Annotated in this window: 12 protein-coding genes; all 12 read right to left on the bottom strand. The window is 40.3% G+C overall.

Annotation, left to right across the window (positions count from 1 at the left end):
* Window positions 1-46: 46 nt before the first annotated feature.
* Entirely contained in the window at window positions 47-409 is a 363-nt protein-coding gene (locus J7E81_RS03340; RefSeq protein ID WP_215040709.1) for a small basic family protein, read from the bottom strand.
* On the bottom strand, window positions 409-1,140 hold the full coding sequence (locus tag J7E81_RS03335; RefSeq protein ID WP_215041200.1) for a DUF881 domain-containing protein: 732 nt from the start codon (window positions 1,138-1,140) through the stop codon (window positions 409-411). The genes J7E81_RS03340 and J7E81_RS03335 overlap by 1 nt, the downstream gene beginning before the upstream one ends.
* A 43-nt stretch (window positions 1,141-1,183) precedes the next feature.
* A complete protein-coding gene (locus J7E81_RS03330) occupies window positions 1,184-1,912 on the bottom strand; it encodes a DUF881 domain-containing protein (protein WP_215040708.1) in 729 nt (242 codons plus the stop codon).
* Entirely contained in the window at window positions 1,887-2,660 is a 774-nt protein-coding gene (locus tag J7E81_RS03325) for a cell division protein FtsQ/DivIB (RefSeq protein WP_215040707.1), read from the bottom strand. The genes J7E81_RS03330 and J7E81_RS03325 overlap by 26 nt, the downstream gene beginning before the upstream one ends.
* Window positions 2,661-2,902: 242 nt before the next feature.
* Complete coding sequence (gene murB, locus J7E81_RS03320) at window positions 2,903-3,808, bottom strand: UDP-N-acetylmuramate dehydrogenase (protein WP_215040706.1); 906 nt, start codon at window positions 3,806-3,808, stop codon at window positions 2,903-2,905.
* A gap of 51 nt (window positions 3,809-3,859) precedes the next feature.
* Window positions 3,860-4,972, bottom strand: coding sequence for an undecaprenyldiphospho-muramoylpentapeptide beta-N-acetylglucosaminyltransferase (gene murG, locus J7E81_RS03315; RefSeq protein ID WP_215040705.1), 1,113 nt, complete (start codon window positions 4,970-4,972; stop codon window positions 3,860-3,862).
* Window positions 4,973-5,189: 217 nt separating this feature from the next.
* Window positions 5,190-6,290 (bottom strand): stage V sporulation protein E, encoded by a 1,101-nt coding sequence (spoVE, locus tag J7E81_RS03310; RefSeq protein WP_215040704.1) that lies wholly within the window; start codon window positions 6,288-6,290, stop codon window positions 5,190-5,192.
* Window positions 6,291-6,411: 121 nt separating this feature from the next.
* Window positions 6,412-7,764, bottom strand: coding sequence for a UDP-N-acetylmuramoyl-L-alanine--D-glutamate ligase (murD, locus tag J7E81_RS03305; protein ID WP_215040703.1), 1,353 nt, complete (start codon window positions 7,762-7,764; stop codon window positions 6,412-6,414).
* Window positions 7,765-8,742: a phospho-N-acetylmuramoyl-pentapeptide-transferase gene (mraY, locus tag J7E81_RS03300; protein ID WP_215040702.1), complete on the bottom strand. Its 978-nt coding sequence runs from the start codon at window positions 8,740-8,742 to the stop codon at window positions 7,765-7,767. It abuts the gene before it with no gap.
* A gap of 1 nt (window position 8,743) precedes the next feature.
* Window positions 8,744-9,187, bottom strand: coding sequence for a hypothetical protein (locus tag J7E81_RS03295; protein ID WP_215040701.1), 444 nt, complete (start codon window positions 9,185-9,187; stop codon window positions 8,744-8,746).
* A gap of 2 nt (window positions 9,188-9,189) precedes the next feature.
* A complete protein-coding gene (locus J7E81_RS03290) occupies window positions 9,190-10,650 on the bottom strand; it encodes a UDP-N-acetylmuramoyl-L-alanyl-D-glutamate--2,6-diaminopimelate ligase (protein WP_215040700.1) in 1,461 nt (486 codons plus the stop codon).
* A 193-nt stretch (window positions 10,651-10,843) separates the two neighbouring features.
* Window positions 10,844-12,763, bottom strand: a complete 1,920-nt coding sequence (locus J7E81_RS03285; RefSeq protein ID WP_215040699.1) for a stage V sporulation protein D — start codon at window positions 12,761-12,763, stop codon at window positions 10,844-10,846.
* Window positions 12,764-12,830 lie beyond the last annotated feature (67 nt).

Genomic DNA, 12,830 nt, shown 5'->3' with positions numbered 1-12,830 from the left:
TCTTATAAAATTATTCGTCACAACTACATATTTCCCTTTAAAAAATTCAACTTTTTTCTATTTTTTCTTTGTTTGTTGACCATTTTGTCAATAATATTCTCCGTATCACGGCAATATTTTGAAACAATCTGACACCAAACGCAAAAACTGCTGCTAAATACAAGTCTACACCAAGATGAACACCGAGAAAAGCTAAACTTGCTGCTAGAACAATATTAAAAAAGAATCCTGAAACAAACACCTTTTCATCATAAATATTTTGCAGGTATGCTCGAATTCCTCCGAAAAGTGTGTCAAAAGCTGCCAAAATAGCAATCGACAAATAATTGGAATACTCCTCAGGGATTCGAAGTTCCGTTAGTAATCCAAGAATGATACCAATTACCAGTCCCATAAACGGAAGCCACATCAGGAACCGCCTCCTTCTTTAATCGGCTCCATGTACTTCACCCGGATCGAATTATCATAGGCAGGTATCGTTATGTCGGGATGTGATGCCGACACCTCAAGTCTTAAGCTTTCAGTGAAAAACTCATCCCTGGCTTTTGATACCTTCATTCGATTTGATAAATTTTCCGCCGTATTCATATCATCTACGCCTATTTTAATCTCAATTGGCAGTCCTTTTATGGTATGCCCATCAATTTTTGTTTCTCCATTTATATCTCTAATGACAGTGGTATTAATGACCCTTTGACCATCTATCGCCACATATTTAGCTTCATACATATTCAGTTCGTTTAATAACCTTTTTAAAAGCTCGGGGGAAACCGAATCTTTCACCGGGGCTCCCAGTTGAACATCTTCCATTACCGGTTCAATCAAGAGGGTGATCCCAGGACCGGTGATGTCCGTTAATCCTGCCTCCCTTTTTAACTCCTGTAACGTATCATTTAACGCTTGTTCCTTGCTTTGCTGTCGCTTAGATTCATAGGCTGATAGTTTTTCTTCGTTAGAACGAATCTCACTTAGTAAATTAGATTGTAGTTCTTTTTCCTTTAGGAGCGCATCTCGAAGCTGCCATATATCTCGTGTATCACGTTCTACTGGTTTCTTCACTGTTTGAAATTGAATCGCGATCATAAATCCAACCAAAGTCGCTATTAAGGTAAAGCTTATATTGATCTTTCGCTTGTCCACTTTTTTCACCTGACCTTCTCCATTCATTTCATGTGGACAAAAATTAGCTGCCTAAGATTGGATTAAGGACGATTTCATCCTCCTTTTCCATCGAAAAAACGACATTGTCATTTACTAATTGATCCTTCACTCCACCTGTAAGGTTTAATGAAGAAGAAAGAACATCCGGATCACCTATCGCCGTAATGACAAACGGTGCTGGATACGGCATCCCATCAACTGTAATAACCGGTCCATTACAGACAATATAGGAATGGCTGGTCAGCCTCTGTCCGTTAATGGCTACAACTGCAGCTCCAGAGATATACAATTCGGTGATTACTTTAAAAACATGCTGTTCATGAACAAGGTAATTGTTCACATTATCTTCTTTTGGGTCATAGGCTCCATCAGAAAGAGTCACTCGCACACCCTTCCCTTTTACCTCTACTTTTCCAAGAAACATCCGATATTTCTCTGCATCTTCTGCAAGATTAAGGAAACTTTCAGTCTCCTTCGAAAGATTTTTCTCATTTTTCAGGACCTCGCCCTGCTTCTGATTTAATTCCTTTTGCAGTTTGCGATTTGTTTCCTCTTGAACAATTAATTGGTTTCTTAATCCTAGGGTTTCTTCATACTGAGTACCTGAAAGATTCCGTTTTTCATTTTGAAGTTTAATTTGGGTAAGGTGATACGAAAAGGCAACCATAAACCCCAAAACCAAGCAAACGAGTGACAAGATAAAGTACTTCCCTTTTACCTTTATCTTATTCACCGTTTTTTCCCTCCACATCCGATCCAAAAGCCTTAAAATAGGAACCTACTTCCAAGTCAATTAATCCTTTCTTTGCTGGGTCTAATTGGCTAATAATGGAAGGATAATGTACCATCTTTTCTGAAAAACTTCTTAGCGTTGCGCTCACTTCAAACCCGTCATTCATAAATAAGGAAATATGATACTGATCAGTTTTTTTCGGAGTATAATGTATTTCGGAAATGGAGTTTGTAATTTCAATTGGAAGTTTTTCTAACTCTTTTACCATTAGGTTAAGAACCGAACCTTCCTTAAATTCGAAAAGAATCGGAGAATTAACTGGGATTATTTCCGTTTTTCTGTCCTTTAAAATCTTACCGTTTTCCATAATAGGAAGGTAGTTTTTACCATTTTTAAGGTAAGCAACTCTTATATGTTCTTTCACTTGGATTTGAATAGAATTAGGCCATTTAATCTGAACTGTTGCCTTTTTGATTTCTGATAAATGGTCAAGTTTTGAAGCAACATTACTTTTTTTTACCTTCCAAATATTCGATTGTGTTGTAATACCACTCGCCTTCATGATTTCCTGATCAGAATATACTTCATTCCCTGTCACAATAATATGTTTTACATGACTTAATGGAGATTGGGAATAGGCAACAACGACTATTACTGTAAAAAACAAAATCAGCAGGAGTACAAGACGTCTATTTGCCTTTCGTCGTCTTTGCTCCTTCAGTTTTGGTATACGATCCTCAAGAGCAACGATTTTACCATTTTCCATCCCTAAACTCTCCTCCAAAAGAAAAGCGTGAGTACAATTTTGAAATATGTATGAAACTTTAAAACTATAAGCAGTTGCCCCAAGGCTTGTCCATTTTACATAACGGCCACTATAAAGAGAAACAACGGCACGAAAATTCATGCCGTCACTGATTTTCTTGCTAGTATCCACGTATTATTATTATTTGTAATTATATCACAATTTTTGTCATTCGTAAGAAATTTCTTACAGGAATAGTAAGGTTATCTACCGATAATCTCCACTTCTGTTTCCATTTTAATCTGATATAAACGAAAGATTGTATCCTTTACATATTGTATTAATGATAGGACATCTTCCGCAGTTGCATTGCCGGCATTCACAATGAAATTCCCGTGCATTTCTGATATTTTTGCCCCACCGATGCTATAGCCCTTTAAGTCAGCATCCTCAATTAATTTACCAGCATAATTCGGAAGGGGATTGCGGAAAATACTGCCTGCACAAGGAAAATTCCATGGCTGTGTTTCTTTTCGATAATCCTTATTTTTTTGCATTTGCGCAACAATTGCTGCACGGTCACCTTGGGAAAGCTTAAAAACTGCTTCTAATACGATTCCAGGGCGTTTCTTTTGAAGAATAGACGTTCGATACGAAAATTCCATTTCTTGATTTGTCAGCCATTCCATCGACCCGTCATCAAACAAAATATGGGCTTTCGTTAAGATTTTGCTAATATCTGATCCATGTGCACCAGCATTCATATATACTGCCCCGCCAACCGAACCAGGAATGCCGCTGGCAAACTCAAGGCCAGAAAGCCCTTTTTTACTAATGGAAGTAGCCAGACTGACAAGGGAATATCCACCGCCGACGGTAATTTCAGTTTCATTGATTTCGAGGTGGTCTAATCCCGAGCCTAGCTTTATAACTGCCCCTTCTATCCCTTTATCCGAGACTAACAGATTAGACCCTCTGCCAATGGCCCGCCATTTAAGGCCATTCTTTTCAATTACTGCCATGGCCTTTTTTAAGTTATCAATTGATGAAGGTTCAATAAAAAGGTCGGCAGGACCACCAATTTTTATTGTCGTATGATTTAACAATGGTTCATTTGTCTTCACTTTTCCAATATTTAAGTTTTGTAATTCTGTTACAATTGCGTCCATCTATACCACCTAACTTTCCTAGATGCGTTTTTTTCAGTTTATGCAAGAAATTTATTTGGGCGACTTCTGATTTGTTTTTACAAGTTGTTTCATTACCTCATAAAGCCGTCCGGCTGAATCAGGAACGCCCATTTTTTTAGCTTTAGCTTTCATATCTTTTAAATGTTCATTGTTTAAGAGAATGCGATCAATCTGGCTGACCAGACTTTTATTATTTAAATCCTTCTCTAACAGTAATTGTGCTGCCCCATGATCACTTAAAGACCTGGCGTTTTTTTCTTGATGGTTATTGGTTACATAGGGACTTGGGACTAGAATACTTGGAATTCCTAATGAAGTTAATTCGGCAAGTGTGGTGGCTCCCGCTCTTGATACAACCAAATCAATTCCCGCCAGCACCTCTGGCATGTTATGAATAAATGGCTTTATCACCACATTTTTTGGATTTCCCACTAGCTCTACTTCTTTTTGGACAGCCTCATAATGGACGTCACCCGTAATATAGAGAACTTGGTATGGTTTTTCTGCTAGTTCAGCGAGTGCTTTTACAACGGCTTCATTAATCGGCCGAGCCCCACGGCTCCCGCCAAAAATAAGAACGGCTGGTTTCGTAGCACTAAGTCCCGCTGATAGACGTCCTTTAATTCCATCCTTACCAAGCACCTCGGAAGCTCTCGGATTTCCCGTAAAAACAACTTTTTCACTTGGAAAATATTCCTTTGCTTCTTCAAAACAAATAGCGATTTTGTTTACATATCGGCTTAAAAATTTATTCGTTAAACCGGGTACACTATTCTGCTCGTGAATAATGGTTGGAATTCCAAGTCCCTTTGCAGCATAAACGACAGGACCGCATACATAACCACCCGTACCGATTACTATATCGGGTTGGAACTCTTTTAGAATTCTCTTACTATCCTGAACACCTTTTATAAATCTAATAATGGTTTTTACATTATCAAACGATAGTTTCCTTTTAAAACCAGTAATATGAATCGATTTAAACTCGATCTTTTCCCTTGGGACAAGCTTGCTTTCTAAGCCATTTGTTGTTCCAATATATAAGAATTCTGTTTGTTTGTTTTCTTTTTGAATTTCTCTAATGAGTGCGAGAGCAGGATATATATGTCCACCGGTCCCTCCGCCACTTACTACTACTTTCATTTTCTCACCTCTAAAAAGTTGCTAAACACATTCTACTATAAAAACAAAAGAAAATATGCCATTAAATATAATGTTATTTAATTGTAATAAAGAAAGTACACCCCGATTTTAGAGATGTATTCATTATCTATTTAACGATAGACTAAAATGCTGCCTTTTTAAATAACAGTTAAAACATAAAAAGAACCCTGCCGAGTGAACAGGGTATCAATTCAATTTAGATGCGTGAATATCGGCTGATATTCAGGAGAACACCGATTGCCATTAGCATTAATGTTAATGAGGATCCTCCGTAACTTAAGAATGGCAGAGTAATACCTGTAACCGGCATTAGCCCGGTAACAACACCAATATTTATCATAACTTGAATGGCCACCATCGCAATAATTCCAACAGCAAGGAAGCTTCCATATAGATCAGGTGCACCAAGAGCAATCCGAATGCCCCGCCATAACAAAAGGGCAAACAAAAGCAATATGAAGGAGCCGCCAATAAAGCCAAGTTCTTCTGATAGGATCGCAAAGATAAAGTCTGTCTGCGGTTCTGGTAAGTAAAAAAACTTCTGCCTGCTCTCCCCAAGTCCTAAGCCGAATAGCCCCCCCGGACCAATCGCATAAAGGGATTGAATAATTTGAAATCCACTCCCCAATGGATCCGACCAAGGATCAAGGAAAGAGGTGATCCGCTTAATCCGATAGGGTGCAGAAGCAATTAGCCCAACAAACCCTGCTACTCCCAGAAGACCCAAAAAAGCAAAATGACTGGTTCGAGCGCCCGCAATAAAGATCATAACCACACAAGTCCCCATCATTACTGTTCCTGTTCCTAAGTCTGGCTGAAGCATAATCATAGCAAAGGCAACAAAGGCAAGACCCAGGGAAGGCATAAGGCCCTTTTTAAAGGAGGTAATGAATTTTTGGCGTTCTGATAAATATTTTGCTAAAAAAGCGATCATGGCAAGTTTCATAAATTCGGATGGCTGGATGGAGAATGCCCCTACCCCAATCCAGCTTCTTGAACCATTTCGAACATTCCCGATCCCGGGAATTAACACGAGTACTAACAGAACAAAACAAACAATGAGGATTGTTTTGGCATAAGTTCTCCACGTCCAGTAATTTACGTTCATAATAAAAAACATCGCAACGATTCCCACCCCAGCAAAGAGGGTTTGCCTTTTTGCAAAGAAAAAGGAATCTTGGAATTTATATTCGGCCCAGACGGCACTAGCGCTGTATACCATGATGAGCCCGATTGCCAGCAGTGTGAACGTTACAATCATTAAGATAAAGTCGGGAGTTGTTCTCTTTGTCGGCACCACTATCCACCTCAAACCACGTGTTTTAGGGCCGCTAGATCAAAAGTTATAAGCTTAACTTCGATAAGTGTCCTGCTCAAAGCGCGCGAGCGGCGCTTTGAGCTTTTCTTTGGACAAGCCCTTACTTAAGCTTATGCACCGCTTCGATAAAAATGTCTCCCCGGACTTCAAAACTTTTATATTGATCCCAGCTTGCACAAGCAGGTGATAAAAGGATGATGTCGCCAGGTTCTGAATATCGATAAGCTTCCGGCACTGCCTTTTCAACATTATCGACACGGCTGATAGAATTTATTCCGGCAAGCTTTCCAACCCGTTCAAGCTTAGGAGCTGTCTGACCAAACGTGATTAACGCTTTTACATTGGTTAAATACGGAAGCAGCTCATCAAACTCATTACCGCGGTCAAGTCCGCCTGCAAGTAAAATCGTCGGTGCCTTAAACGCCGATAAAGCTTTAATGGTGGCTAAGATATTCGTAGCCTTCGAATCATTATAAACCTTCCTGCCATTTACCTCAGCGACATATTGCAAACGGTGCCTGACACCCGTAAAGGTTTTGAGGACGGTTTGGATTGCGCTGTTTTCTACGCCTGATAGTTTGGCAGCGGCCATGGCAGATAAGATATTTTCGAGGTTATGTAGCCCCGGCAGTACGATTTCACCTATTTCCATAACCGGCTCACGATTAAAGATTAACCAGCCATCCTTAATACAAGCTCCCTCTGAGAGTTCCTTCTTAGTAGAGAAAGGAATGATTGTCGCTTTTGAATTGCGAGCAATTTCCATTGTTTCTTCTTGGTCGGCATTAATGACTAAATAGTCAAGTTCAGACTGGTTTTTCGTAATATTGGCCTTCGCCTGAATGTATTCCTTTCTGGTGCCATGATAATCCAGATGGGCATCATAAAGGTTAGTAATGATCGCTATTTTCGGAGTAAAGTTGTTAATTCCCATTAATTGAAAAGACGAGAGTTCGATGACAATGGTATTGTCCTCTGTCGCCTTTTGGGCAACACCAGAAGCAACCGTACCAATATTACCTGCTATTAACGGCTCCTTGTTCCCTTCCTTCATCATTTCATAGACAAGGGTAGTCGTTGTTGTTTTCCCATTCGTACCGGTAATCCCTATAAAGGGAGCTTCAGAAATTTCATACGCGAGCTCCACCTCAGTAATGACAGGAATCCCCTTTTCAATTGCCCCTTCAATCATTGGATTATGATAAGGAATACCAGGGTTTTTCACAATCAGTTCGAAACCCTCATCCAATAGTTCGATTGGGTGCTCACCACATATTACCTTTATCCCCTGCTCTAGTAATCCTTGAGCCTCGGGATTTTCAGATAATGGCTTTTTATCATTTACAGTAACAAACGCTCCAAGCTTATGTAACAAAGAGGCTGCCGTCACACCACTTTTAGCTAAACCCAGTACAAGAATTTTTTTATAACGATAAGATTCGATCTGTTTCACTTACAACCACACCTCAATATAGATTCCTAGTATCGCTAATATTAATCCAACACTCCAAAATGTTACCACAACGCGCCATTCCGACCAGCCCACTAGTTCATAATGATGATGCAAGGGGCTCATTCGGAAGATCCGTTTCCCGGTAGTCTTAAAAGAAGCTACCTGAAGAATGACCGACAAGGTTTCAATTACAAATACACCGCCAATGATAATCAGCAGGATTTCCAGCTTTGTTAAGATGGCAATCGCGGCAATCGCCCCTCCTAACGCTAATGATCCTGTATCACCCATAAACACTTTGGCAGGATGAGCGTTAAATACCAAGAAACCTAACACCGCTCCAACAACGGCTACCGAGAACACGGCGATTTCAAACTGATTTTGATTCCAAGCGAGCACAGCAAAAGCTCCAAAAGCAATCGCTGCGGTGCCTGACACCAAACCGTCGAGACCATCTGTTAGATTGACCGCATTTGAGAAGCCGACTAGCCAGAAAATAATTAATAACACATATCCCCAGCCCAAATCAATCGAAAAATCCCCAAAAGGAAACTTGATTTCTGTTGACTGACCAGTATGTTTATAGATTAGATAAAAGATGACAGATATAATAATTTGCCCTAATAATTTTTGCCTTGATGTAAGTCCGAGGTTACGTTTTAATACAACCTTAATAAAGTCATCTAAAAACCCTAGCAGGCCAAATCCAAATGTGACAAACAAGAGTAAAAAAGCTGTTACTGGTGTATGGTCTGCAAATTTGGCAATCATGACCAGCGTAGTTATGATAATTGAAAATAAAATCATTACTCCCCCCATTGTCGGGGTACCAGATTTTTTCTGGTGCGATTTAGGACCTTCCTCTCGAATACTTTGTCCAAATTTCAATCTTCGCAAGAAGGGAATAAAAATGGGAGAAAGCAAAACTGAGATCAAAAACCCCATTATTATTGTGAAAAAAATAACTTGCTCCTTCATTTTATCCCCTCCTTTCCTGATTATTTTCTGATTTTAGCATTGCCAGTTGCCCAGCAATATCATATGTTTGGTTATTTTTATTAAGAAGTTTTTTGTTTGAAATTTTAAAAATTGTTCTCTCCATATGCTTGTTCGTTTCTCCATCTATTTTTTCTATATAAAGATTAATGATATCTCTTAATGCTTCCGCCGGATCCTTTGTTAAAAAAATTGGAAACTGGTTGGGCAGGTAGTGCGGAAGTGTAACATCTTTTTCCCAAATGGCAGCTACAGCCCCATTGGAAATGGCCTCTAAGAGTTCCCCTGACTCTTTGTTTATCGGCACAAATAATCCTTTTGACTGTTCCAAGGCCGCTGAGTCAGACACTGTACGGAACAGTATTTCATCTTGAGTTCCCCGTTTATCGGTAAACAATCGTGCCAAATCTTTTAAAGCTAAAAACATAACTATCTCCCCTCAATCGCTTCCCTTGCAACAAGCCGGTCATCGAAATCATGAACCTCTTTACCAATAATTTGATAGGTTTCATGCCCTTTACCGGCGATTAAGATGATATCTCCAGCTGATGCCTGACTCACAGCTGTATATATGGCTTTTCTCCGGTCAGGAATGACTTGATAGGTTTCCCCTTTTACTCCTGCTTCCATATCCTTCAAGATTTCTAGCGGATCCTCGCTTCGAGGATTATCTGATGTCAAGATCACGTCTGTTGCTAAGTGACAGGCAATCTGCGCCATTAATGGGCGTTTTGTGCGGTCGCGATCCCCTCCGCAGCCAACAATAACGAAAATCTTTTTCTCAGCAAATTGCTGGATCGTTTTTAATACATTTTCTAAACTATCCGGTGTATGTGCATAATCAACAATGACGGTAAAATCTTGGCCTGCATTTACAAGTTCAACCCTTCCTGCAACCCCCTCCACACTTTCAATGGAATGAATAATTTGTTCCATTCCAAGCCCGGAAACTAATGCAGCTGCAATACTGGCCAGTACGTTGTAGACACTGAATTTGCCAATTAACTGCATGCGGATTGGATATGTAATGCCCATTATTTCAAGGTCAAAGACGGTCCCCTTCGGTGTCATCTGAATATTTTTCGCCTTGAGATCTGCCTTTTGCTCAATTCCGTATGTAACAACATGTGCAGCAGTTGAACGGCTATACATTTCTGAAGCTTCATCATCCGCGTTTAGGACAGCATATTTTGGTTTATTTAAGTCAAATGTATTGCCGAGCTGTGCAAATAATAAGCTCTTTGCCCGCTTATATTCTTCCATTGTTTGATGGTAGTCAAGGTGGTCTTGTGTAAGGTTAGTAAAAACCGCCACATTATACTCACAGCCATGAACCCTTCCTAAATCAAGGGCATGCGATGAGACCTCCATCACAGCCGTATTAACGCCAGCATCCACCATTTGATTAAAGGTTTTTTGGAGCGTCAGACTTTCCGGGGTGGTATTTTTAGTTTCAATGATCTGGTCAGCGATTTTTGTATACATCGTGCCAATTAAGCCCGTCTTCTTCCCGGCATCGGCAAATATTTTTTCAATTAAATGGCTAGTGGTCGTCTTCCCATTCGTTCCCGTTATTCCGATTAAATAAAGACTTTTAGTCGGCTGTCCGTAAAAAGCATCAGCAAGGACGGCCATCGCCCTCGTTGTATCGTTAACTAGCACAACCGGAACGTCTAACTCTAATGGTCTTTCAGCAAGAACGGCAGCTGCTCCATTCTTAACTGCTGATTCCGCGAAATCATGTCCATCCACGGTATATCCTTTAATGCAAATAAATAAGCTCCCTTTTTGCACTTTCCTATTATCGTTTTCAATTGATGTAATTTCTGGGTTTTCCCCGTTATAAGGAAAAATGGCGTGCAAATTTTCAAGCAGCTTTTGTAGCTTCATGTTATCTCAAATCCTCTCATTACTGCGCATAACTATTATCAGTAGTTTATGCCTAAACGTAAATCCTTACGAAAGTTCCATCTTATTTTACATTAAAATATTTTATTTTACCATTTAGTAATGAATCCGTAATAAAAATTTTAGGCGGCGGAAAACATTCCGGCCGCCTAAAATTTTTATGTTATTGATTTATTTAGTCCCCTTTACCAAAGTAAAGTCTTACTTTCGAGCCTTCTTTTACCTTCGTGCCCGGATCCGGAGATTGTCTCACCACCACATCCCCTTCGCCGCTAGAATCAATTGAAAGATTAATAAGCTGTTCTTGAAGTTCACTTTTTGACATGCCAACAAAGTCTGGTAACTTCACCAAAGGTACATCAGGCCATTTGATTTCTTTCTCTATTTGATCCTTACGCGGTTTCACTCCCATTGCACTTAAGCTGTCTTTCATAATCGCACCAACAATCGGAGCACTGACGGTACCCCCGAAGGCAGTAACCCCTTTCGGATTATCAACTGCTACATAGATGACAATTTGCGGGTCGTCTGCAGGCGCAAACCCCATAAAGGAAACAATAAAGTTATTTTCAAGGTATCTTCCATTCTGTGCTTTTTGCGCTGTTCCTGTCTTTCCTCCAACTCGATACCCTTCAATAAACGCCCTTCCACCTGAACCCTTTGCCACAACACTTTCTAATGCACTACGGATTTCTTTCGATGTTTTTTCTGTAATAACCCGTCTCTTTACTACAGGCGTATTTCTCATCACGACTTCTTTTGTAACCGGATCAATAAGCTCTTTGGCTATATATGGCTTGTATAGAATCCCGCCATTGATGGCGGCAGATACCGCGGTAATTTGTTGGATTGGTGTAACAGACACACCCTGTCCAAAAGCCGTCGTCGCTTGTTCAACTGGACCAACCCGGTTTAAATTAAATAATATTCCTGTTCCTTCGCCTTGCAAATCAATACCAGTCTTTTGGCCAAATCCAAAATCCTTAATATACTTAAAGAGCTTATCCTTTCCTAACCGTTCTCCCAGCTCTACAAAACCCGGGTTACAAGAGTTTTCGACAACCTCGAGAAAGGTTTGGTCACCGTGGCCGCCTCTTTTCCAGCACTTTAACCTTGCCCCGGCTACCTGCACAGAGCCTGAATCATGAAAATGCTCTTTCTCCAAGTTGACCTTTCCTTCATTCAAGGCAGCAGCAAGAGTGATTATTTTAAAGGTTGACCCAGGTTCATAGGTCGACCAAACTGGGAGGTTTCGATTGTAGACCTCTTGAGAAACATTTCGAAAATTAGCGGGATCAAACGTCGGCCGGCTCGACATCGCCAATATTTCGCCGTTATTCGGATTCATTGCGATGGCAACGATACCATCGGGATTATACTTTGCTTGTGCGATATCTAGCTCTCTTTCAACGATTGTTTGTATTTTTGAATCAATGGTTAATTGTAAATCAAGCCCTTTCGTGGGCTGTTCATAGTCATCTGCCATGTCATTCATTCTTTCCCCTTTAGCATTGGCATAGAATTTCACAGCACCTCTTTCACCACTCAATTCTTTATCATAATACTGCTCAAGACCCATTAATCCTTGGTTGTCCACTCCTGTAAAGCCCAGAACATGAGAGAGGTAGCTTCCATTTGGATAATACCGTTTGGAATCTTCACCAACATAGACTCCTTCTAGTCCAAGAGCCCTAATTTCTTTCGCTTTTTCATGGGAGATTTTGCGGCCTTCTTTTATCCGGACTGATGAGGCTCTTTTCGTAATTTCTCGGTAGGCTGTTTCTTTAGACATATTTAATACGGACGCAAGCTTCTCAGCTGTGGTCGCCGGGTCTTTAATTTGCCGTGGAATTACATAGACGGTGGGCGCACTAATATTGGTTGCTAACGCCACCCCATTCCGATCTACAATTTTGCCCCGCTCCGGTTCAAAAGGGATATTCCGGCTCCACGAACCTTTTGCTTTATCGGTCAGCATATCACCAAGAACAAACTGAACGTATCCAAGGCGAACATCAATAATTAAGAAGGCAAGGAATCCAACGAATAGTGCAATCATTAGCCGCTTTCGAACAGTAACATTAGAAACACGCATATAATGAATGATCCTCCTTTATTCCACATTCACTTTCAGTATCGTTCATTTATATGCTTGTACTTAT

Source organism: Bacillus sp. ISL-18 (assembly GCF_018613415.1).
In the GTDB taxonomy this organism is placed as follows: Bacteria; Bacillota; Bacilli; order Bacillales; family Cytobacillaceae; genus Neobacillus.
This window is presented reverse-complemented; position numbering and strand designations above follow the sequence as displayed.

Coding starts and splice junctions, on each gene's coding strand:
- mraY (WP_215040702.1), bottom strand. CDS start 8,742: ATGAAGGAGCAAGTTATTTTTTTCACAATAATAATGGGGTTTTTGATC.
- J7E81_RS03325 (WP_215040707.1), bottom strand. CDS start 2,660: ATGGAAAATGGTAAAATCGTTGCTCTTGAGGATCGTATACCAAAACTG.
- murG (WP_215040705.1), bottom strand. CDS start 4,972: ATGAAAGTAGTAGTAAGTGGCGGAGGGACCGGTGGACATATATATCCT.
- J7E81_RS03340 (WP_215040709.1), bottom strand. CDS start 409: ATGTGGCTTCCGTTTATGGGACTGGTAATTGGTATCATTCTTGGATTA.
- J7E81_RS03295 (WP_215040701.1), bottom strand. CDS start 9,187: ATGTTTTTAGCTTTAAAAGATTTGGCACGATTGTTTACCGATAAACGG.
- J7E81_RS03285 (WP_215040699.1), bottom strand. CDS start 12,763: ATGCGTGTTTCTAATGTTACTGTTCGAAAGCGGCTAATGATTGCACTA.
- murB (WP_215040706.1), bottom strand. CDS start 3,808: ATGGACGCAATTGTAACAGAATTACAAAACTTAAATATTGGAAAAGTG.
- J7E81_RS03330 (WP_215040708.1), bottom strand. CDS start 1,912: ATGTGGAGGGAAAAAACGGTGAATAAGATAAAGGTAAAAGGGAAGTAC.
- J7E81_RS03290 (WP_215040700.1), bottom strand. CDS start 10,650: ATGAAGCTACAAAAGCTGCTTGAAAATTTGCACGCCATTTTTCCTTAT.